This is a genomic window from Mesorhizobium sp. SEMIA396 (assembly GCF_024518615.1).
GTDB lineage: Bacteria > Pseudomonadota > Alphaproteobacteria > Rhizobiales > Rhizobiaceae > Mesorhizobium.
Window position 1 is genome coordinate 335,104 of record NZ_JANIFC010000004.1, and the last position, 22,204, is coordinate 357,307.

Below are 22,204 nucleotides of genomic sequence, written 5' to 3' on the forward strand. Positions count from 1 at the left end.
GGCATCAAGCAATGGGCGATACCAAGGAATGAAAGGATGAACGTGAAAGAGCTCAAAGTCGGCTGCCAGACCTTCACCTGGGAAATGCTGGGAGACCGGTTCACCGGCGGCCCCGACGATCTGCTGAAGGCGATCTCTGACGGTGGCTATGCCGGCATCGAGATCACCGACACCATGATCGGACATTATGGCGACAAGCCGGAGGAGTTCGCCGCCGCGCTGAAGGCGTCGGGGCTGACGCTGGTTTCCTTCGCCTTTGGCTCGAACAGTGGTTTTACGCTGAAGGAGGAGATCGGCGCCGACCTCGAAACCGCCAAGCGCTGGATCGATTTCGCCGCCGCCTTCCCGAATGCGCTGGTATCGATGGGCTCGGCCACGGTGGTGTCCGACGGCCCGCGCGAGGATAAGTTCGCCATCGCCGCCGAGGTTTACAACAAGGCCGGCGAACTCGGACGCAAGGCCGGCGTCCAGGTTGCCCTGCATCCTAGCTCCCACCACAACACGCTGCTGTTCGACCGCGCCGACTACGACACGATCTTTGCCTTGCTCGACCCCGACCTGGTCGGCTGGGTACCGGATACCGGCCATATCCTGCGCGGCCACAAGGACATGTCCGATACACTGCGCACCTACCGCGACCGCATCCGCTACATCCACCTCAAGGACGTCGATGCCAACGGTACCTGGGCCATGCTCGGCAAGGGCGTCTGCGCCACGGCTGCGGTCATCGAGATCGCCAACACCGCACCGCGCTTCAACGGCTGGCTGGTGCTGGAGGAAGAATCCGAAACGGCCGCCGCCGATCCTGCCGGCGCGGTCAAGACCAACCGCCAGACTATGCGCAGCTACGGCGCCTGAAGAACGAGACGATGATCAAGAAACAGGACAGACGCCTCAGGGTCGGCGTGCTCGGCTGCGGCCCCATCGCGCAGTTCGCGCATCTGGAATCCTGCGTGAAAGCCGGCAATGCCGACCTCTACGCCATCTGCGACGCGGCACCCGATCTGCTTGCGCGCATGGGCGCCACTTACGAACCGCAGAAAATGTATTCCGACTATGAGGCAATGCTCGCCGATCCCGAGCTGGAAGCGGTGATCGTCGCCACGTCGGACGCCTATCATGTGCCGATGTCGATCAGGGCGCTCAACGCCGGCAAGCATGTTCTCTGTGAAAAGCCGATCGGCACCTCGGTCGAGGAGGGCGAGGCGCTGGCCGAAGCGGTCAGGCGCTCGGGCAAGATCCTGCAGGTCGGCCACATGAAGCGCTTCGATCCGGCACTGGAGACCGCGCGCGACTTCGTTCGCGACGAGATCGGCGAAGTGCTGGCGCTGAAGGCCTGGTACTGCGATTCCACCCATCGCTACACCAACACCGATGCCGTGCAGCCGCTGCCCGTCACCAGCAGGCTAGCCAGGAAGCCAGCCGGAAATCCCAAGGCCGATCTCAGGCAATACTTCATGCTGGCCCATGGCTCGCATCTCGTCGACACGGCGCGTTTCCTGTGCGGCGATATCGTCGCCGTGCGCGCCCGCCTCAATGAGAAATTCGGCGCCTATTGCTGGTTCGTCGAAACCGAGTTCGCCAGCGGCGCGCTCGGCCATCTCGACCTGACGGTTGCCGTGCGCATGGACTGGCACGAAGGTTTTCAGCTCTATGGCGAGAACGGCTCCGTTATCGCCAGGACATTCAACCCTTGGTACTTCCGCGCCAGCGAGGTGGAGATATTTCACGAGAAGACCGCCACGGCCCACAAGCCGCTCGGCGCCGATGGCCATTTCTTCCGCCGCCAGTTGGAAGGTCTTGCCGACACGGTGCTGAACGGCACGCCGATGCGTGGCGCCAATGTCGAGGACGGCATCGCCTCGATCCGCGCCATGGTCGCCATCGCGCGTTCGGTGGAATCAGGCGAGCGAGTCGAACTCGCCTCGGTGTCGGGGGCGGTGTGATGCGTCTCGGCATTTTCGCCAAGACCTTTGCCGGCACCGATCCGGCCGCCGTGCTGGTTGCGGTGCGGCAAGCTGGGTATGAGACGACGCAGTTCAATCTGGCCTGTGCCGGCCTGCCGTCGATGCCGGATGCTGTGCCGGCGGACGCCATCGCCTCCGTCCGTGCCGCCGCGCAGTCGAACGGCGTTTCACTCGCAGCACTGTCGGGCACCTACAACATGGCGCATCCCGACAAAGCCGTGCGCGACGACGGCCTCAGGCGCCTCGCCGTTGTCATCGAGGCTGCTGCTGCCCTCGGCATCCCGCTGGTCACGCTCTGCACCGGCTCGCGCAACGCCGCCGATCAGTGGGCCTATCATCCCGACAATGCCGATCCGGCCGCCTGGTCCGACATGGCCGCCGAGATGGCGAAGGCGCTGGCGCTGGCCGAAGGTGCCGGTGTCGATCTCGGCATCGAGCCTGAGCAGGCCAACATCGTCACCTCGGCCAGGGATGCGACCCGGCTGATCGCCGAGATGGGATCGAAGCATCTGAAGATCGTGCTCGATCCGGCAAACCTGTTCGAACACGCCACGCCCGGCGAGGCGCGCGCTATCGTTGCCGCCGCGATCGACGAGGCCGCCGGCCACATCGCCATGGCGCATGCCAAGGACCGTCATGGTGACGGTCGCTTTGCCACATCAGGACAAGGCATTGTCGATTTTCCTGATTTTGTTGCACGGCTAAAGGCAGCGGGCTTCGACGGACCGCTTGTCACCCACGGCCTGTCCGCCGACGAAGCCCCCGATGTCGCCGCCTTTCTGCGAAGGCTCCTCTGATGGGCGTCGCCCCGACGATCCTGCTTCGCGACGATGCAGCGCTTCGTGTCTTCGACACGGGGCAGGGCAGGCTTCCCGTCGTCTTCCAGCATGGCCTCGGCGGTGACGCAGCGCAGGTCGCGCAGAACTTTCCCGATGGTCCTTCATACCGTCGGCTGACCGTCGAATGCCGCGCGCAGGGCGGTTCCGGCGCCGGTAGCAAGCGCCCGTTTTCGATCGCGATGTTCGCCGATGATGTGCTGGCCGCCGCGGATGCGGCCGGCCTCGACCGTTTCGTCGCCGGCGGCATCTCGATGGGTGCGGCCATTGCCTTGCAGCTTGCCGTCCGGCACCCGGACCGGGTCGCCGGTCTCGTGCTTGTGCGCCCTGCCTGGGCTTTCGAGGCGGCGCCGCAAAACATGCGCCCTTACGTGGAAGTGGCGGAGCTCATCCGCAGCCGTCCTTTATCGCAGGCGCGAGATATCTTCGCGGCGTCCGCGACGGCCGCCCGCTTTCGCACCGAAGCGCCGGACAATCTTGCTTCCCTGCTCGGCTTCTTCGCGCGCGAAAACGCGCCCGTCTTCGCCGAGGTGATGCAGGCGATCGCAGAGGATGGACCTGGCGTGACGCGGGCAGCCGCCGCCAGCCTTGCGTTCCCTACGCTCGTCATCGGCAGCGGCATCGATCTCGTCCATCCGCTGGCCGCCGCCCGCAGCCTCGCCGACGCCATCCCCAATGCGACCTTTGCCGAGGTGATGCCGAAGGCCACCGACAAGGAGTGCCATTTCGCCGAAATTCGCGCCGCCATCGCGGACTTTCTCGACATGAATTTCAACAACCAGGACCAGTCATGACCTCGAAACCTCTCTCAGGCCCGGCCGCCATCGCCGCATTGCCGCGCGACCGGATGATCGCCGAATTCTCGCTCTGGTCGGCCAATCTCGCCAATTTCGAAAACGACTTGAAGCGCATCGAGCCCTATGTCGATCTTCATCATATCGATGTGGCGGACGGTCATTTCGCACCGTCCTTCCTGTTCTTCCCCGATCTCGTCGCCCGCATCGCAGGGCTGACGGCGAAACCCATCCATGTCCACCTGATGGTCGATGAAGCAATCGTCGAGGCGCAGACGCGCCAGTTCATCGAAGCCGGCGCCGACATGATCAGCGTCCATGCCGAGAATGGCGAAGCCGGATTGCGCGCCGTGCGGCTGGCGCGGGAGCTCGGCGCCGAGGCCGGCGTCGTACTCAGGCTGGAGACGCCTGTGGAAGCGGTGACGGCCTTCGTCCCGGAAGTCGCCTTCGTGACGCTTCTTGGAACCGCAATCGGCGTCAAGGGACAGAGCCTGTCGGACAAGGCCTGCGACAGGCTGGGCGCTGCCCGCGCCATCCTGAGAGAGGCCGGCCGCGAGGCGCAAGTGGTTCTGGCGGCCGATGGCGGCATCCGCCACGAGACCGTGCCGTTGCTGCGTGCCGCCGGGGCCGAAACCGTGGTTCTCGGTTCGCTCGCCTTCGGTGACAAGGATCTCGCCGGCCGCATCGGCTGGCTGCACGGCTTGAAGGTCGCGGCATGACATCAGAAGCCGCCCTTGCGATCGATCTTGGCGGGACGGAGCTTCGCGCCGCCTTGGTCGACCGCGACGGCAAGATCCTGGCATTCGCGGCGGTGCCGACGCAGGCGCTGGCCGGTCCCGATGTGGTGATCGGCCAGATCGAGGCGTTGGCGGCGACAGTCCATGCCGAGGCCCCGGCACTTTCGGTCGTCGGCGTCGGCGTCGGTGCACCGGGGCCGCTCGATCCGCTGGCCGGCATCGCCGTCGGCCCGCCGACGCTCGCCGGCTGGCTGGACGTGCCGCTTGCCGACATCCTGGAACGGCGGCTCGGCCTGCCGGTGCGGCTGGAGAACGACGCCAATGCCGCGGCGCTCGGCGAATGGCGCTTCGGCGCCGGTCATGGCGCTCGCTCGCTGGTCTTTGTCACGGTTTCGACCGGCATCGGCGGCGGTGTCGTCGTCGACGGGCGCATCCTGCATGGCCGCCGTGGCCTTGCAGCCGAGATCGGTCACATGACCATCACCAATGAAGGCGAGCGCTGCGTATGCGGTGTCGTTGGCTGCTTCGAGGCCATCGCGTCGGGAACGGCACTTGGCCGCCGCGCCAGCGCCGCCACGGCAGCCGGAGACGGCTCTACCTTGCGACGCTTGTCAGCGGACGCGGAGGTGACCGGCCGCCATGTCGTCGAGGCGGCACGGCTGCAGGACGCTCTTGCCTCGGCCTTGCTGGAGGAGGAAGCGCGCTGGCTGGGCGTTGGCTTCACCAATCTCCTGCATCTCTATTCGCCCGATGTGCTGGTCGTCGGCGGTGGCATCGCCAATGGGCTCGATCTGATGCTGCCGACCATCGAGGCGACCATCAGGCAACGGGCCATGCGCGCCTATCGCGACGTGCCGGTCGTTCAGGCCCAGCTTGGCCGCCATGCCGGGCTCGTCGGCGCCGCCAGCCTTGTGCTGTTCGACGACGGGGGCACTTTGGCAGCCCGCATGCCTGTCGGCCCAAGCACGTTTCCGGACACGCCGCTGAGCAAGACCGGCACGGTCTGACGTTGCGACCTGCATGACAAAGGCCAGAGGCAGCACGCCTCCGGCCTTTTACGCATTGACCGCGCGTCATTACTCGGCGGGAACAACGTCCGCCGGCAGGCTATCGTCGGCCGTGCCCGCCAGCGCTCTGGCCAGCTTGGCCTTGTCGAGTTCGCCTTCCCAGCGAGCCACCACCAGCGTGGCGACAGCATTGCCGACGAAGTTGGTCAACGCCCGGCACTCCGACATGAAGCGGTCGACGCCGAGGATCAGCGCCATGCCGGCGACCGGCACCGCCGGAACCACCGACAGCGTCGCGGCAAGGGTGATGAAGCCGGCCCCGGTGATGCCGGCGGCACCCTTGGAGGAAAGCATGGCCACCAGCAGCAGCAGGATCTGGTCACCCATAGACAGGTGGATGTTGGTCGCCTGTGCGATGAACAGCGCCGCCAGCGTCATGTAGATGTTGGTGCCGTCGAGGTTGAAGGAATAGCCGGTTGGGATGACCAGGCCGACGACCGAGCGCTTGGCGCCGGCCTTCTCCATCTTTTCCATCAGCGAGGGCAGGGCGGCTTCCGATGAGGAGGTGCCCAGCACCAAAAGCAGCTCTTCCTTGATATAGCGGATCAGCGACAGGATGGAGAACCCGTTGTAGCGGCAGACCGCGCCAAGCACGACGAACACGAACAGGAACGACGTCACGTAGAAGGTGCCGACCAGCATAGCGAGATTGATCACCGCGCCGATGCCGTATTTGCCGATGGTGAAGGCCATCGCGCCGAAGGCACCAATGGGGGCCGCCTTCATCAGCACGCTGACCAGCTTGAAGATCGGTGTCGTCAGCGCCTGCAGGAAATTGAGCACGGGCGTGCCCTTGTCGCCGACCAACGCCAGCGCGATGCCGAACAGCACCGAGAAGAACAGCACCTGCAGGATGTCGCCGTCGGCGAAGGCGCCGACGATGGTCGACGGGATGATGTTCATCAGGAACCCGGTGACCGACTGGTCGTGCGCCTTGGCGGCGTAATTGCTGATGGTCGAGGCGTCGAGCGTCGCCGGGTCGATGTTGAAGCCGGCGCCCGGCTGCACGACATTGGCGACGACAAGGCCGATGATCAGAGCCAGCGTCGAAAAGGTGAGAAAATAGAGCATCGCCTTGCCGGCGACACGCCCGACCTTCTGCAGGTCGCTCATGCCGGCAATGCCCGTAGTCACGGTCAGGAAAATGACGGGGGCGATGATCATCTTGACCAGCTTGATGAAGGCGTCGCCGAGCGGCTTCATGCTCTCGCCGACCGACGGATAGAAATGGCCGAGCAGGATGCCGACGGTGATCGCGACGAGCACCTGCACGTAGAGTTGGGCATAGAAAGGCTTGCGCTGCGCGGAAGACGCGCCTGAATGGTCTGCGATGTGCATCGAACTCTCCCTGGCCGGATGGGGCGGAGCGCCCTGCGTGACTTCTCCCATCGCGGCGCTCCGGTCGCACGCCGCTGCCAGGGAGTTTTGCAAGCGCTGTGCCAGTTCGCGGAAAGGCCGGAACCACGGGATTTCCGCCTTTGTCTGACGTCATGCGGCCAAAGCCTGTGCGGATTTCCGCACAGGCAGTGTTTGCCTGGGCGGATTTTCGCATTACACTGGCCGAAAGGCCGCGAGCAAAGGGGAGAGGGCAGACGCCGCAAGCAGGCACCGATAGCGGATCCCCCGGATTTGCCGGCCGTGGATTGCTGCGCGAGGCCGTGGCGCGGCTGCGCGATGGCCGCTGGGTTGCCGTGGTCGTCGCTCTTGCCTTTCTGGCCGGCGTGATTGCCATTGCCGGGCGCATCGCCTCCGGCCAGGCGGCCGATAATCTGCGCGAGACGGCACTCGCCGCACTGCCGCTGGCGGCGGGAACCCTGACCGGCGAAATCGAAAAGCAGCGCCTGGTTCCACTGGTGTTGGCCAGAGACGATGCGGTGCGCGGCGCTCTGCGCCGGGCCGGAAAAATGAAAGAAAAGGCCCTCAACGACAAGCTCAAGTCGATTGCCGGCGATGCCTCGGCATCCGCCATCTACATCATCGATACGGCAGGCATCGCCATATCAGCCAGCAATGCCGACGAACCGGCGAGCTTTGTCGGCATCGATTACAATTTTCGGCACTATTTCCAGGAAGCGATGAGCAAGGGTGCTGCCAGCCAATATGGCCTCGGCACAATCAGCGGCAGACCGGGGCTGTACCTTGCCAGCCGCGTCGACGATGGCGGCAAGCCGCTTGGCGTTGCGGTGCTGAAGGTCGAACTCGACGGCGTCGAAGCCAATTGGCGTTCCAGCGGTTTCCTTGTGTTCATCACTGATGAACGCGGCGTGGTGCTGGCTACCAGCCAGCCCGACTGGCGGTTCCGTGCGCTGGCGCCACTGTCGGCCGAGGACACCGCCGCAGCCCACGAGCATCTCCAATTGGCCGATGCAGGCTTCGAGCCGCTGCCGATCCGGCGCGGCGCTGGTGACGGCCTGGCGACGATCGACAACGCGGGAAAACCGCGCCAGTTCGTCGAGGTGGTGCAGGATTTGCCCGCTGCTGTTCCTGGCTGGCGTCTCTGGCTGCTCACTCCCGCCGACGCTGCTCTTTCATCGGCCGCCAACACGGCGCGCCTGACCACGCTGCTTGGGCTTCTGCTGATGGGCTTGCTTGCCTTCGTGCTTACCCGCCGCCAGCGCGCACGACGGCTGAGGCAGGAGGCGCTGGCGCGGATGAATGCCGAACTGGAGAGCCGAGTCAGCACGCGAACGGCCGAGTTGACCCGCTCCAACACCGCACTTGCCGGTGAAATCGCCGAGCGCGAGAATGCTGAAGCCAAGGTGCGCCGGCTGCGCGACGACCTCGCCCAGGCCAACCGGCTTTCCATCCTCGGCCAAATCGCCGCCGGCGTGGCGCACGAGATCAACCAGCCGGTCGCCGCTATCCGCACCTATGCCGAGAATGCGGGCCGCTTTCTCGAAACCGGCAAAACCGAACCGGCCAGCGGCAATCTGACGTCGATCGTGTCGATGACCGAGCGCATCGGCGCGATCACCGGCACCTTGCGTACTTTCGCCCGTCGACCCGGGGTTGCCGCTTCGCCGCTGCCGGTGCGCGAGGCAATTGATGGCGCGCTGTCGCTGCTGTCGGGCCGCATCCGTGATTCCGGCGTGACCATCGTCAAGCCGCGCGGCAATGCCTCGCCGGTGGTCATGGCCAGCCGCATCCGGCTGGAACAGATCCTGGTCAATCTGTTGCAGAATGCGCTGGACGCTATGAAGGACCAGCCCGATCCCCGCATAGAGATCCAACTTGCCGAGCACGACGACAGGGTGCTGATTTCGGTGCGCGACAACGGCCCAGGTCTCGGCCCGGAAGCAGCCGGCAATCTGTTCATGCCGTTCCAGACCACCAAGGAGAAGGGGCTTGGCCTCGGGCTGGTGATCTCGCAGGAGATCGCCCAGGAATTGGGCGGCACGCTGCGGCTCGATCCCGGCAATGGCATCGGCGCATCCTTCACCATCGATTTGAGGCGAATTGAATGATTGAGGGATCAGGGCTGGTGGCGCTCGTCGACGACGATGCGGACCTGCTGCACGCCACAACGCAATTGCTCGAGCTTGCCGGCTTCGCTGTGGTCGCGCGCGACGCCGCCGAGGCAGCGCTTGCCGTTGTCGACAGGACCTTTGAAGGCGTGGTGGTCAGCGACATCCGCATGCCGGGCATGAACGGGCTGCAGCTGTTCGATCGCATCAAGGCGATCGACCCGGACATACCCGTGATCCTGGTCACCGGCCATGGCGACGTCGATCTCGCAGTGGCCGCGCTCAAGGACGGTGTCTACGATTTCATCTCGAAACCCTATGCCGGCGAGCGCCTTGTCGAGGCGCTGAAACGGGCGAGTGAGAAGCGACGGCTGGTGATGGAGAACCGGCGGCTGCGCGAAGCCGCGGCCCTCGCCACTGACGGCCTGCCGCTGATCGGCGAGGCTCCTGCCATCAAGCGACTGCGCGAGACCTTGCGCCAGATTGCCGACATGAACGTCGATGTGCTGGTCGAGGGAGAAACGGGAACCGGCAAGGAAGTGGTGGCGGACCTCCTGCACAGATGGGGGCGACGGCGCGCAAAACCCTTCGTGGCACTGAATTGCGGTGCGCTGCCGGAGACGGTCATCGAGAGCGAGTTGTTTGGCCATGAGGCGGGCGCGTTCACCGGCGCGCAGCGGCGGCGGATCGGCAGCATCGAGCATTCCAGCGGCGGCACGCTGTTTCTCGACGAGATCGAATCCATGCCGCCGGCGCTCCAGGTCAAGCTGCTGCGCGTGCTCGAAACACGCAGCCTCACTCCACTTGGCTCGAACGACATCAGGCGCATCGATCTCAGGGTCGTCGCCGCGACCAAGGTCGATCTGGGGCGGTCGGACCAACGCGGTGATTTTCGCGAGGATCTGTATTTTCGCCTTAACGTGGTGACGCTGCGCATCCCGCCGCTGCGCGAGCGTCGCGGCGATATCCCGATGCTGTTTGGGCATTTCCTGGGCAAGGCGGCAGAACGGTTCGGCCGGCCTGTCGCGAAGATGAACGCTGCGGTCAGCGATCATCTCCAGTCGCATGACTGGCCAGGCAATGTGCGCGAGCTTGCCCATTTTGCCGACCGTGTTGCGCTCGGCCTCGGTCCGGAAGATGGGACGAGGGCGGTCTCCGCGCATTCGCCGGAGCCTACGGCAGCATTGCCCGAACGGGTCGGCCAATACGAAGCACAGCTCATCCGCGACGCGCTGCGCGACCATAGTGGCGAGGTGCGCGGCGCCATCGATGCGCTCGGCGTACCGCGCAAGACCTTTTATGACAAACTCAAGCGCTACGGCATTGCCGCATCAGAGTTTCGCAATGGCGGCGACGCCGACACGCAACCATCTCGGAAAAGCGATGAACACGACGCTTGAAACGACGGCAAATCCCTTGCCGGAAGACCTTACCTTTCTCGCCGAAAGGCTGGCGGCGTTCAACGACGGCGATGTCGGCGCATCCGAAAGGAAGGCGCTTGTGGTGTTTGTGCGCGACGAGGATTGCGCGGTCGTCGCCGGCATTTCCGGTTACACCGCCTGGGGCTGGCTCTACGTGCAATGGCTCTGGGTCGATGAGCGGCTGCGCGGCCAGCATATGGCCGGCAAGATGCTGGATGCGGCCGAACAGGAAGCCATGGCACGCGGTTGCCGGAATGCCTGGATCGACACCTTCAATCCGAATGCCGCCAAAGTCTATCAGCGTCACCTTTGGAACGCTCGCCGATTTCCCTATCGGCCGCAGCCGCATCTTTCTACAGAAGAGGCTGGCGTTGGTCTGATCCATCCCGGCGGAACCGGGATGGACTGTCTTCCTGCCTGACCCGCAATCCGAACGAAGGTGGTTATGGTCCGGCGGACCGTTACTCGGCCGGAACCAGGCCTGGGTCTCCCATCGGGCTTGCTCTGGTTTCCTTGCGTGCCGACGCACGGGCGAGCACGCTTTGGCGGTTTACGGATCTGCGCTCGGCATCGATGCGATGGATCAGGATTTCCGCACGCTCGATCGACCCGAGCAGGGCCAGGATCGTGCCGCGTTCGGCGGCACCGGCATTCGGTCCGAGCGCCAGCGTGCGGGCACGCAGTTCCTCGACCCCAGGCAGATTTACATGGCCGGCCGGCATCTGCGGGCTGGAAATTCCGTAAGTAGGCAAGATTTCGCGCAGCGACGTGTCGAGCTTGTTCAGCGCGACGTCGACGATGGCTTGCGCCGGGTTGCTGAACTTCTCGCGCCTGACGCGGCGCGCCACCTGATGCATCGATTCCGTCAGGGCGGCCGTGAAGTCGGCTTCCTCGATCAGGCTGGCGATCAGATCGAGCTGTTCGTAAGGCAGATCCTCCTTCATCAGCGCGGCGGTGTAGGCGCGGATATCGCGGCTGAGGATGTCGGTCGCCAGATAGTGCTCGCCCGGATCCGACGGCGCCTTCTTGGAAGAGCGTGCGATGTCGAGGAACATGGCGCCGGCCTCCAGATGGCGGGCCGTCTCTTGCTGCACGGCGGGAATGGCCTTGGCAAAATCGCTGGCCAGTTTGCGGTCGAGGAATTTCGGCGTCGAGAAATCCTCCGCGTCGTCGGCATCCGTGTGGCCGACACGCGATAGCACCCGCTCGAACACGCCGATGAACGGGAACAGCAGCACTGTGTTGAAGACGTTGAAGAAGGTCGAGTAGAGGCCGACCGCGACCGGCACCAGGGGGAAGGTCTCCTTGCCGTCGACAATCACCGGAACGGCCGGATCGCCGCCGAAGAACTGCATGGCCCATTCCAGCACCTGGATGGAGACGAAGAACAGAGGGATGGTGATGCACACCCCGATGATATTGAACGAGATGTGCGCATAGGCGGTCCGCTTGGCGTTCTTCGAAAGGTTGAGCGAAGCCATCCACGACGTGATCGTGGTGCCGAGATCGGCACCGAGCGAGAAGGCGACGGCGGTTGTCCAGTCGAGAATGCCCGCCGCGCCAAGGCCCATGACGATGCCGATCGTCGCCGAGGACGAGTGGATCATCGCGGTCACGCCGGCGGCGATGAACACGCATTTGAAAAGGTTGAGGTAGGAGTCGGCCGTCAGCGTCTGCAGCAGCGCCATGACTTCCGGCAGGTTGCGAAGCGGACGCAGGCCGCCGGTCATCAGGTTGAGGCCGTAGAAGATCAGAGCGAAACCCATGCAGGCGAGCGCTATGTTCTTCACCTTTTCGCTTTTGGCGAAGCAGTAGACCAGCGAGAACACGCCGGCCAGGATCAATCCGAGCGGACCGAGCGGCAGGGCGATGAGCCCGTTGCCGAGCGTGGTGCCGATGTTGGCGCCCATGATCACGCTGATCGCCGGCCGCAGGGCGATGACACCGGCATTGACCAGCCCGACGACCATGACGCTCATCGCCGTCGACGACTGGATGACGCCGGTGATCAGCGTTCCCGCCAGCACGCCTTTGACCGGCGTACCGGCTGCCTTGGCGAGAAAGTCGCGCATCCGGTTGACCGACAGCGCCTGGATGCCGTTTGCCATGAAATCCAGACCGAGCATGAAGATGCCCAAGCCGCCGATCACCGGCACGAGGATGTCCTTGAAGATATCTATGTCCATTTCAGGCAGTCCCCAACAAGTCGCCACGACGACGCGGTATGAAGTTCAGTTGCTGCGCAAGGCAGCTTCGTTCGGGTCAGTTTCCGACCGGCAATTGCCTTGCCCAATACTGTTCGATCTGGCCAATGAGCGCTTTCGGCAGCGGCACATAGCCGAGTGCGGTGGCGTCGCCGGCACCTTGCGCGAAGGCGAGCCGGAAAAGATCATGCACGCGGCGATAGCGATGTTCCGAACGCCCCGAGACCTGGACAACGGCGAACACCGCCGTGCTGATCGGGTACGCACCATCTCCGCTGCGATTGGTGAGGGAGGCGAAGAAGTCGGTCGTTTCCCCCCAGGCGACGGAGGTGGCCGCTGCTTGCACGCCCTGCGGGTCCGGTTTGACGAACTTGCCGGATTTGTTCTGGACCGCTGCGAAGGGAAGGCCGGCGCGAAGAACCTGGCCGTATTCGGCGTAGGCAATCGCCCCCTTGCTCGCAGCCACGGCACGAAGAAGCGCTTGCGTACCTTCCGCGCCTGTCCCGAGCGGCCAGTCGATCAGAGTGTCGGCTCCAAGCTTCGTCTTCCAGTCTTCGCTTGTCGATGACAGAAACTCGGTGAAGACATAGGTTGAGCCCGAACCGTCCTGCCGGTGGATGACGCCGATGGCGAGATCGGGAAGGGCTATGTCGGGATTGAGCACCCTTATCGCAGGATCGGACCAGGACTTTATCTTGCCCAGATAGATGTCGGCGATCACCGGGCCGGAGAGGCGCAGACCTTGCTCCGGCAGGCCATCGAGATTGGCGACCACCGCGATCCCGCCCATGACGATCGGAAATTGCTGCTGGCCGTTCCTGGCGAGATCATCAGCCGGCACGGGAACATCCGTGGCGGCGAAATCCAGTTCGGGCTGCGCAAGCCGCATCAGGCCGGCAAGGGATCCGACCGGTTCATAATCGACGGTCCAGTCCAGCGTGAAGAAGTCGCCGCCGTCGGCGCGTGCAGCCTTGTATGTCGTTGCCCACTTGCCGATGATCGGCGCGGCCAGTGTCGACCCCGCACCGCGAATGGGCTCAGCCCGCGCAGCGGATCCGATCATGGCCCCGATGATTGCAAGGGCGAGCGCAGCTGCCGCCCCCGAAATCGTCGGCCGTGCACCGCGCAATAAAGCTAAACCTGCTGACAACATAAATTGAATCCCAACTATACTGCCGCCGCTATGCAGGCGCGCATCAATGGCCATACGCCTGCGAAATGAGGCGTCAGCTGAAAACAAGATCGCTGTTGTCTTGTATTAATTCTTCTTAACGGTTGGATGACAGTGGGTCCCGGCGGAAAAGCTTTTCGACTATTCCGAAGACCTTTCGACTGCAAAACCTGAGCAAAAAGCCGCATCGCCTGAAAGTCGGCCGGGCGGGAAAGGTCATCCCATCCCGTTCCGGGATGGAAGAGGCTCTAACTGGCGAGTTTTCCGCCCCGCATCGGCCGCGGTGCGCCGGTCGTGCTCGGAAAACTGATTGGCAGGCCGCGCAGCACGCGCACCGCGAGGAAGGCAAAACACTCCGCCTCGACCGCATCGCCGCTCCAGCCGAGGCTCTCGGCCTGCACCACTTCGACGCCGGCACGGCTGGTCAGCATCGCCATCATGGTCGGGTTGTGGCGGCCGCCGCCGCTGACCACCAGTTTTTTAGGACGGCTTGGTAAGAGGTCGAGTGCCTTGCCGACGGCTCCAGCGGTGAAGGCGGTCAGCAGTGCCGCGCCATCCTCCGCATCCAGCCCGTCCGCCATGGCGGCGCCGAAGTCGAAACGGTCCAGCGATTTGGGATAGGGCTTGGTGAGATAGGGGTGCTGCAGCAGCTTGGCCAGCCGCGCCTCGTCCACCTTGCCCGCACCGCCGAGCGCGCCGTCGCGGTCCATCTCGCCGAGCCCCTTCGACTTGATGAAATCGTTCAGCGGCGCGTTGGCGGGGCCGGTGTCGAAGGCAACGACATTGTCGGCGCCATCCCACCAGGTGATGTTGGCGACGCCGCCGAGATTGAGTACGGCCACCTCGCCATTGGCGCCGGCGCCGCGCATCAACGCGGTGTGATAGACCGCGGCCAGCGGCGCGCCTTGCCCCCCGGCGCGCATGTCGGCCGAGCGGAAATCGTAAGCGACCTTGGTACCCAATATGGCATGCATCAGCTCACCATCGCCGAGTTGCCTTGTCTGGCCCAGCCGTCCAACCTGCGGCGCGCGATGCAGAACGGTCTGGCCGTGAAAACCGACGACGCCGATATCGGCCATCGTCATGCCATAGCCTTCGACCAATTCCTTGACGGCTGCTGACTGGGCACGCGTCAGGGCTTCCTCCGCGGTGCGGAAGATCGCCGGCTCCGGCCCGTCAAAGTTCCACGCCCGCGCCTCCGTCAGCGTCTCTTCCAGCAGGGAGCGGATCGACGGAGGATAGGGCATCAGCCGATAGGTGCCGAAATCCTCGATACGTTCGCCGTCGGTCTTGATCAGCGCGACGTCGATGTTGCCGTCCAGCACCGTGCCGGTCATCAGGCCGACGGCCCAGATTGGTTCCATAATCGTTTCCTTGTTGAGCATAATCTTTTCCGAAAACCGTTTCCCACTTTTCGGGACCACGCTCCAGTCCCATTGATGAGATCGCCGACAGCTTTACGAAACCTGACGATTCTACCGCCAAAATGTTGGTCTAATGAATCCGGGCGGCGGGCAAGGTCCAAGCCTTGTCCCTTTCGAAGTGGCGGTCTCGGTGCTGAAGGCCGAGCGGCTTTCGTAGCTCCACAGGCGATATTGGACCGCGCAACGTCGTTTCTGCAGCCCGTCTGGTTCAACAGCCAACGAGATGCCACCTCTTGCCTGTCAGCCCCGAAGGCGCGACCTTGTCTGGTCTGGCGAACGCTTCCGCCGAAATCCGCAAGGGAGAGAAAATCATGACCTCATCCAATGTGGCCGTTATTGCAGGCGCGGGCGCTGGTCTGAGCGCCTCGCTTGCGCGCCTTCTCACCCGGGAAGGCTTTCGCGTGGTTCTGGCCGCCCGTAACGTCGAGAAGCTCAGCGCTCTGATCGGCGAAACCGGTGCTCTGGCCGTTGAGACGGATGTCGCCGACGCTGCGTCCGTCGCCAGGCTGTTCGACACCGCCGACAAGGCCGGCACGCTGGCGCTCGTGGTGTTCAACGCCAGCGCACGCACACGCGGCCCGATCGCCGAGCTCGATGCGGAAGCGGTCAAACAGGCATTGCTGGTCGGCGCCTATGGCGGCTTCCTGGTCGGCCAGCAGGCGGCGCGCCGGCTGCTTGTCCGGGGATCCGGTTCGATCCTGTTCACCGGCGCCACTGCCAGTGTGAAGGGCTTTCCCGGCTCGGCCGGCTTTGCCATGCCGAAATTCGGCCTGCGCGGCCTGGCGCAGTCCATGGCCCGCGAACTCGCCCCGCAGAACATCCACGTCGCCCATTTCATTATCGACGGCCAGATCGCGCCGCCCGGACAGGCAGCCGATCCCGACCTACAGGACCGCCGCCTGTCGCCGGACGCTATCGCCGAGGCCTATCTCGCGGTCCATCGCCAGCATCGCAGCGCCTGGAGCTCGGAGCTTGAGTTACGGCCTTGGGTCGAGACGTTTTGACAATCCAGACGATCGCCCGGCGGGAAGCAACGCGATCCTTCCGCTTTTCCTAATATATTAGGCAATGCTGATATTTTGTGGCGCTAAGCTGCTTGTCCGATACATAAAAAGGCTCAGTGTAATATACACGTTTGTTTAACGCGGGTTGTGCATGTTGCAGCTTTCCCGGGTTAATTGAGAACGCGCATGTCGGTTACACGTCGTACACTGCTTGCGGCCGGGAGCGGCGGGTTGCTGATCTCGCAAGCCCGCGCAGCCAGCACTCCGGGACAGCAGGCGGAGAACGCCCCTCAACCTATCGCGAGCGGCGATGCATTGCGCATCGCAATGCCGGCCTTCGCTTCCAATCCGTTCTTTCCGGCCGACGGATCGGGGGACGATGGCATAGACATGGAGTTGGCCCACGGCATCGCCGCGGCGCTTGGCGTCGAGCCGGTATTCGACCGATCCGCCGCAACGTTCGACGATATCGTCAGTCAGGTCAGTTCCGGACAGGCCGACATGGCGATTGGCAAGCTCAGCCGGACGCTTCAGCGCGGCCGGTCGATCATCTATTCCCGCCCCTACGCCATGCTGCGGCAAGGGCTGATCGCCAACCGCCTCAACCTGGCGCGTATCGCGCAAGGCAAACCGGCCGAACAGATCGTCCGTGATTTCTCAGGCGATCTTGGCGTGATCGAGGGCTCTTCATTCGCCACCTATGCGGCCACGACCTTCCCGCATGCGCAAATCCACCGCCTGGCAAGCTGGGATCTGATCATCGATGCGATCCGAAACGGGACGATCGACATGGCCTATCGCGATGATTTCGAGATCAAGAAGCTGATGGTCGACGATCCGTCGATGACGGTTGTCGCGCGCTCGATCACGCTGACCGACAAGGTCGATACGATCGCAGTCGGCGTGCGGCCCGACAATCCGCACCTCGCGGCCTTTGTCGATCTCTATCTCGATCTCGCGCGGGGTCAGCAGATTCTCAACACGGATGAGATCATCGCCCGCTATCGCCTGGGGAGCAAAGCCTGACATGGCCATCTCCGAGGTAGCCGGACCCCTGCCTTTCGACTGGCGCCTCGCGGCAAGGCGTATCCTGCGCTCGCCCGTGACGACGATTGTGATGATTGCTGCAGGGATATTGTGCGGCCTCTATTATCCAGACTTTGCCCATGCGATCAGCCCTGTCGCACAGCTCTACCTGAATTTCCTCAAGATGGTCGTCCTGCCCTATTTGGTCTCGTCGGTCATCTTCTCCATCACGGCAATGGTCCAGGATCCCAAATCGGTCCGCTACCTCGGCAAGGTGGGTATGGCCGTGCTGGTCGTGTCGTTCCTGAGCGTGCTGGTGAGCGGCACCCTGTCGCTGATCCTGCAGCCGGGCCAGATCGAGAATCCGCAGTCGCGCATCGAGCTTGGCGAGTTCATCAATTCGCAAGGCAGCGTGTCCACCGATCTCGCCTTCCCGTTCCAGCCGCCGCCCTCCAATGGCGACCCCAATGGCGGGCACTCGATCCTGCTCGACCTGGTGCCGAACAACGTCTTCAACGCGCTGGCCTCGGGCCAGACCATCCAGGTTTTGCTGTTCTGCCTGCTTTTCGGGCTCGCGATGGGGAAGATTCCCCAGCCTTCGTCCATGAGCCTGACCCAGGCGCTCAACGCGGTCTACCGGGCCTGCACGGTGCTCACCAACTGGTTCATCTGGGGGTTGCCCTTTGCAACTTTCATCCTGATCGCGGACCAGACCGCGTCGACCGGAACCAAGCCGCTCACGCTGATGGGCGGTTACCTGCTGGTTATGGGTCTTTCCTGCCTCATATTCGTTGCCGGGGCCTTTGCCATTATCGCCATCCGGTCGCGACGAAGCTACTGGACCACGATCAAGACCTGCCAGCCGCTTCTCATGGTGGCCATCACCACACGCTCTACGGTCGCTTCGCTGCCATGGGTCATCAACCTTTTGAGCGAGCGCCTGCGGTTCAGCCTGGTGGTGGTCGAACTGCTCGTGCCGCTGCAGGCGGCATTGCTGCGCACTGGCCCGGCGCTGCTCTACACCTCGGGTGCGCTGTTCATTGCCCAGCTTTACGGCCACCAGCTTGCAGTCTCGGACCTCGTGCTCGTCGGCATCATCTCAGCGCTTCTCGCGCTCACCACCGGCGGTATGGGCAGCCTGCTCATCCTGTCCCAGATGTCCATCGTCTGCGGCTACCTGAAGCTTCCCTTCGAGGCGGCGTTCGTCCTGTTCGTCGCGGTGGATGCAGCCGTCGACACGTTCATGACGCTGGCCAGCGTCTGCACCGTCGCGGCGAGCACGGCAATGATCGCTCCCAGCCACAGGGAGACGACGCAGCCTGACGCCGCCTCGGACCAGCTCGAAGCCGAGCCTGTCAGATGATCGACGACAGCATCCGTCCCCAGCTCGGCATTATCGGCGGTCTTGGGCCGCTTGCTTCGGCTGATTTCTACTTCAAGCTGACCCGGATGACCCAGGCGCTCAGAGACAACGAACATGTGCCTGCCGTGATCCTCAGTGTCCCACAGCTGCCCGACAGGACCGAAGCGATCCTTGCCGGCCATGATGGGCCGCTGGCGCCTTTGAAAGCCGCGGTCGCGACGCTCAATGCGCTCGGCGTCGCCCGCATCGCGATGCCGTGCAACACCGCCCACCATTGGTACAGCCAACTGGCGGCGAATTCGCGCGCGGAAATCATCCATATCGGAGATGCTGTGGTGACGGAGACGCGTCGCAGCCTGGATCAGGGCCGGGTTGCTGTTCTCGCCACCCAAGGCACGCTGGTCTCCGGCTTCTATCAGGACAGGATGTCGGCGGCGGGATTTGAGCTCTGCCTTCCCGCGAACACCGAGTTTCAGGCCTGCGTCGACAGCGCGATCAGCCTCGTCAAGGCAGGTTCGATCGCGGATGCGGCGGTTGAAACCGAGCGCGCGCTCGACATCGCGCAAGCGGCCGGCGCCGATGCAGCCCTGCTCGGCTGCACCGAACTGTCGGTGGTGGCCGCCAGCCTCAACGGTGTCAATGGATTGGTCGTCATCGACAGCAATGCGGCCTTGGCGCGCGCCTGTCTGACACGGTTGGGCTTCGGTGCCCAGGAAGCCCGCGGCCTGCCGACCGTATCACGGCTGCCGGAACATGACCGATCGATGCGCGCCAGCTTGGCCGCACTGGCCTAGCCCTATGGATAGAACCTCATAGCATTTCGGAACCCGTCAGCCCTGGCGCGGCACGCCCTTGGCAAGCAGGTAGACGAGATACGGCCCGCCAAGCAGCGAAGCGAACAGGCCGGCGGGCAGTTCGTAGGGAAAGGCCGCCATGCGCGACAGCCAGTCCGAGACGATCATCAGCAGGACGCCCAGAAGCATCGCTCCGGCGAGATGGACGCGGGCGCGGGAAAAGCCGACCAGACGGGCAAGGTGTGGCGCGATCAGGCCGACGAAGCTCAACGGTCCGACGACCATGGCGGCCAGCGCGGTCAGCAGCGCGGCAACGACGATCAGCATCAATCGTCCGCCGGCGACCGGCACGCCCAGCCCGCGTGCGCTGTCGGACCCGAGCGGCAGGATGTCGAGCCAGCGCGCGGCGAGGAACAGCGGCAGCGTCAGCGGCAACAGACAGGCGAGTGCTAGCCCTGCATCGAGCGCCGACGCCTGGCCGGTCGAGCCGCTCAGCCAGCGCAACAGGATGTAGGACTGCGCGTTGCCCATGGCGATCGTCGCGGTGATCGCAGCGCTGCACAGCGCGCTCATGGCGATACCGGCAAGCAGCAGCCGCTCGGCACCGAACTTTGCTCGTGCGGCAAGGGCCAGCATGGCAATCAAGGCCACCAGTGAGCCCAGGGCTGAGCCGGCGAGCTGCCAGCCAAGATCGGCCGTGGCGCTGACCATCAGCACGGCTGTCAGGCCGGCACCGGCGCCGGTGCCGACGCCAAGCACTTCGGGGCTCGCCAGCGGGTTGCCGGTGACCCGCTGGATGACGACGCCGGCGGCCGCGAGCATGGCGCCGGCGGCGGCCGCCACGCCGATCCGCGGCGCGCGCCACGCGGCGAGATCGGTTAACAGGTCTCCCCCAGCAATAGACCAGCCGTCCGGGCCGCGCCCGACGACAAGCGCCACGATGGCAGCGACAAGCGCCAGCCCAAGCAGAAGCAGGATGATGAGCCGGGGCCGGCTGGCCTTGCGCGGTGCTGCCCCCTTGGAGCCGAGATGCGGCCATTCGAGAAGGCGCAGCCGCGGCAACAGCCACAGCAGCAGCGGACCGCCGAGCAGGGCGGTGCCGGCGCCGGTCGGAATGCGTTCGCCACCGGAACCGGCGGCCAGCTGTACCAGCCCGTCCGTCAGCCACAGCAGCACGGCGCCGATCAGCGGCGCGGTGATCAGTTTTTGGCGCAGTGTGCGGGCGCCCGAAAGCGTGGCCAGCGCCGGCGCTGCAAGACCAACGAACCCGATGACGCCAACCTCTGCCGCGACTGACGTCGCCATCCACACGGCAAGCGCGATGATGAGAAAGCGGCTTGAGTGACGGGCGACGCCCAGGCTGCGTGCCGAGGCATCGTCGAGACCAAGAATGGTCAGCGGCCGCAGCAGCATCAATGCGGCAACCGCGCCGGCCGCCAGCCTGACCGTCAGCGCGATGGTCGGCTCCCAGTCCTGCTGGACCAGCGATCCGCCGCCCCAGATGAACAGCGAAAACAGGTAATCGCCATTGGCGAGGATCAGTGCTGCGCTGACGGAACTGGCGGTCAGCGCCACCATCATCCCGGCGAGCATGACCGACACCGGCTCCAGCCCGCGCCGCCAGGTCAATGCCAGCACCAGCAGCACCGCGGCGATGCCACCGGCGAAGGCGACCAGGCCCTGCGACCGCTCCATCAGCAGCGGTGCGTAAAGCGAGACGATCGTCATCGCCAGCTGCGCGCCGGCCGAGATGCCAAGCGTCGACGGTTCGGCCAGCGGGTTGCGCAGCACATGCTGCAACAGCAGGCCGGACAGGCCGAGCACGGCGCCCGCCAGCACCGCCACCGCGCCGCGCGGCAGCGTGCTGTAGAGCAGGATGACGCGGTCGAGACCGATGCCGCCCGGCAGTGGAGCCGGCCACTGCATGCCGACCCGCCATGCGAACAGGAGCGCTGCCACAGCCGCGAGGAGGCCCCACAGGGCGATTGGCAACAGCGCGGCACTCGTCGCGGCGTGATCGCTTTTAGTGCGCTCAGCCATGGGCCTGCCCGGCAAGGGCGGCCGTCGCCAGACGCGCGAAGCGGCGTGCCGATGGCAGGCAGCCAAAGTGGTTGACCGGCTCCAGGACGGCAACGCGGTTCTGACGCACCGCCGGCAGAGCGTTCCACAAGGCATTTGTCGGAAGCGAACGCCCGACATCCGCCGGCAGTGGCGAAACGATCAGGATCGACGCCTCGGGCACGCGCGCCAGCGCCTCCAGTCCGACGGGTGCCGCCGCGCTGTAGCTCGTCTCGTCGGTCCATGCATTGACCAGGCCGAGACGCGTCAGCACATCGCCGAACATGGAGTCGCGGCCAAAGGCGCGAAAATGCCTGCTATCGCCTAGGCTGATGACGAAGACCGGACGCCCGGAAGCGCGCGGCAAGGTGCCGCGCAGCCGCGCGATTTCATCAGCGGTCTCATCGGTATAGCGCTCCGCCTCGGCCTGCCGTCCCAGCTTTTCGCCCAGGGCCAGTGTCGCTGCCTCGGCGAGCACATAAGGCGGCACGCCGGCCTCGTAGACCGTTTGCGCAAACACCGGCGCGATGCGTTCGAGCATCGGGCGCTGGTATTCGTAGAAATTGGAGATCACGATGACATCAGGCGCGACGATGCGCAGCAGCTCGTAATTGGGCGCGCCGCGCAGCCCGAGATCGGTCACCGATTGGGGCACTGCCGGCTCGACCGCGATCTTGCGAAACTGGATCAGTTCGGTCGCCGCCACCGGCTCGATGCCGAGCGCCAGCAACGTCTCCAGCATGCCCCAGTCGATCGCTGCAACGCGCGGTGTAGCGGCCCTGGCGGCGACCGGTGGCAGCAATGCCGCGGCCGCCAGCGCAAGCACCTGCCGTCTGTTGGGCAGATGGATCATCACTGGCTTGTTTGGCAAGCT

At 64.6% G+C, this 22,204-nt stretch carries 18 protein-coding genes and 1 pseudogene; 13 read left to right on the plus strand and 6 right to left on the minus strand.

The features are described from left to right. The first annotated feature begins 36 nt into the window (after window positions 1–36). From NP503_RS13600 to NP503_RS13625, 6 genes are read left to right on the plus strand one after another with little or no spacing between them, the layout of a single operon-like run. Window positions 37–858 (plus strand): sugar phosphate isomerase/epimerase, encoded by an 822-nt coding sequence (locus NP503_RS13600; RefSeq protein WP_127266566.1) that lies wholly within the window; start codon window positions 37–39, stop codon window positions 856–858. 11 nt (window positions 859–869) lie between these two features. Continuing rightward, window positions 870–1,946, plus strand: a complete 1,077-nt coding sequence (locus NP503_RS13605) for a Gfo/Idh/MocA family protein (protein ID WP_127266565.1) — start codon at window positions 870–872, stop codon at window positions 1,944–1,946. Continuing rightward, window positions 1,946–2,764, plus strand: coding sequence for a sugar phosphate isomerase/epimerase (locus NP503_RS13610; RefSeq protein ID WP_127266564.1), 819 nt, complete (start codon window positions 1,946–1,948; stop codon window positions 2,762–2,764). Before NP503_RS13605 ends, NP503_RS13610 begins: the two co-directional genes overlap by 1 nt. Then, window positions 2,764–3,597 carry an alpha/beta fold hydrolase gene (locus NP503_RS13615; RefSeq protein WP_127272188.1) on the plus strand — a complete coding sequence of 278 codons (834 nt, stop codon included), beginning with the start codon at window positions 2,764–2,766 and terminating at the stop codon, window positions 3,595–3,597. Before NP503_RS13610 ends, NP503_RS13615 begins: the two co-directional genes overlap by 1 nt. Next, window positions 3,594–4,316: a ribulose-phosphate 3-epimerase gene (locus NP503_RS13620; RefSeq protein WP_127272187.1), complete on the plus strand. Its 723-nt coding sequence runs from the start codon at window positions 3,594–3,596 to the stop codon at window positions 4,314–4,316. Before NP503_RS13615 ends, NP503_RS13620 begins: the two co-directional genes overlap by 4 nt. Then, the gene (locus tag NP503_RS13625) at window positions 4,313–5,341 is read left to right on the plus strand and encodes an ROK family protein (RefSeq protein ID WP_127270821.1); all 1,029 of its coding nucleotides are present in this window, start codon (window positions 4,313–4,315) and stop codon (window positions 5,339–5,341) included. The genes NP503_RS13620 and NP503_RS13625 overlap by 4 nt, the downstream gene beginning before the upstream one ends. A 69-nt stretch (window positions 5,342–5,410) precedes the next feature. Here the strand turns inward: NP503_RS13625 and NP503_RS13630 are convergent, their stop codons facing one another. After that, window positions 5,411–6,739 carry a dicarboxylate/amino acid:cation symporter gene (locus NP503_RS13630; RefSeq protein WP_127270823.1) on the minus strand — a complete coding sequence of 443 codons (1,329 nt, stop codon included), beginning with the start codon at window positions 6,737–6,739 and terminating at the stop codon, window positions 5,411–5,413. A 167-nt stretch (window positions 6,740–6,906) separates the two neighbouring features. Between NP503_RS13630 and NP503_RS13635 the strand changes: the two genes are divergently transcribed. The 3 genes and pseudogenes from NP503_RS13635 to NP503_RS13645 all read left to right on the plus strand — a co-directional run bounded on the left by NP503_RS13635 (window position 6,907) and on the right by NP503_RS13645 (window position 10,666). Continuing rightward, entirely contained in the window at window positions 6,907–8,865 is a 1,959-nt protein-coding gene (locus NP503_RS13635; protein ID WP_127301679.1) for a sensor histidine kinase, read from the plus strand. Then, window positions 8,862–10,265: a sigma-54 dependent transcriptional regulator gene (locus NP503_RS13640; RefSeq protein WP_127271088.1), complete on the plus strand. Its 1,404-nt coding sequence runs from the start codon at window positions 8,862–8,864 to the stop codon at window positions 10,263–10,265. Before NP503_RS13635 ends, NP503_RS13640 begins: the two co-directional genes overlap by 4 nt. Further along, window positions 10,249–10,666 (plus strand): annotated as a pseudogene (locus NP503_RS13645) (GNAT family N-acetyltransferase). The gene NP503_RS13640 and the pseudogene NP503_RS13645 overlap by 17 nt, the downstream one beginning before the upstream one ends. A gap of 81 nt (window positions 10,667–10,747) precedes the next feature. On the opposite strand, the gene NP503_RS13650 reads toward NP503_RS13645, so the two are convergent. The 3 genes from NP503_RS13650 to NP503_RS13660 all read right to left on the minus strand — a co-directional run bounded on the left by NP503_RS13650 (window position 10,748) and on the right by NP503_RS13660 (window position 15,025). Beyond that, entirely contained in the window at window positions 10,748–12,472 is a 1,725-nt protein-coding gene (locus NP503_RS13650; RefSeq protein WP_127272615.1) for a Na/Pi cotransporter family protein, read from the minus strand. Window positions 12,473–12,548: 76 nt separating this feature from the next. Beyond that, window positions 12,549–13,553 carry a phosphate ABC transporter substrate-binding protein PstS gene (pstS, locus tag NP503_RS13655; protein ID WP_127379225.1) on the minus strand — a complete coding sequence of 335 codons (1,005 nt, stop codon included), beginning with the start codon at window positions 13,551–13,553 and terminating at the stop codon, window positions 12,549–12,551. 356 nt (window positions 13,554–13,909) lie between these two features. Beyond that, window positions 13,910–15,025: an anhydro-N-acetylmuramic acid kinase gene (locus NP503_RS13660; RefSeq protein ID WP_127268225.1), complete on the minus strand. Its 1,116-nt coding sequence runs from the start codon at window positions 15,023–15,025 to the stop codon at window positions 13,910–13,912. A gap of 371 nt (window positions 15,026–15,396) precedes the next feature. On the opposite strand from NP503_RS13660, the gene NP503_RS13665 reads away from it, so the two are divergent. The 4 genes from NP503_RS13665 to NP503_RS13680 all read left to right on the plus strand — a co-directional run bounded on the left by NP503_RS13665 (window position 15,397) and on the right by NP503_RS13680 (window position 19,272). After that, window positions 15,397–16,089: an SDR family NAD(P)-dependent oxidoreductase gene (locus NP503_RS13665; protein ID WP_127268226.1), complete on the plus strand. Its 693-nt coding sequence runs from the start codon at window positions 15,397–15,399 to the stop codon at window positions 16,087–16,089. Between the two features lie 186 nt (window positions 16,090–16,275). Further along, window positions 16,276–17,115 (plus strand): ABC transporter substrate-binding protein, encoded by an 840-nt coding sequence (locus tag NP503_RS13670; RefSeq protein ID WP_164748642.1) that lies wholly within the window; start codon window positions 16,276–16,278, stop codon window positions 17,113–17,115. Between the two features lies 1 nt (window position 17,116). Then, a complete protein-coding gene (locus NP503_RS13675) occupies window positions 17,117–18,478 on the plus strand; it encodes a dicarboxylate/amino acid:cation symporter (protein ID WP_127268227.1) in 1,362 nt (453 codons plus the stop codon). Beyond that, on the plus strand, window positions 18,475–19,272 hold the full coding sequence (locus NP503_RS13680; protein WP_127268228.1) for an aspartate/glutamate racemase family protein: 798 nt from the start codon (window positions 18,475–18,477) through the stop codon (window positions 19,270–19,272). The genes NP503_RS13675 and NP503_RS13680 overlap by 4 nt, the downstream gene beginning before the upstream one ends. Before the next feature lie 36 nt (window positions 19,273–19,308). Here the strand turns inward: NP503_RS13680 and fhuB are convergent, their stop codons facing one another. Further along, a complete protein-coding gene (fhuB, locus tag NP503_RS13685) occupies window positions 19,309–21,312 on the minus strand; it encodes a Fe(3+)-hydroxamate ABC transporter permease FhuB (RefSeq protein ID WP_127270106.1) in 2,004 nt (667 codons plus the stop codon). Beyond that, window positions 21,305–22,183, minus strand: coding sequence for an ABC transporter substrate-binding protein (locus NP503_RS13690; RefSeq protein WP_127268593.1), 879 nt, complete (start codon window positions 22,181–22,183; stop codon window positions 21,305–21,307). The genes fhuB and NP503_RS13690 overlap by 8 nt, the downstream gene beginning before the upstream one ends. Between the last annotated feature and the right edge of the window lie 21 nt (window positions 22,184–22,204).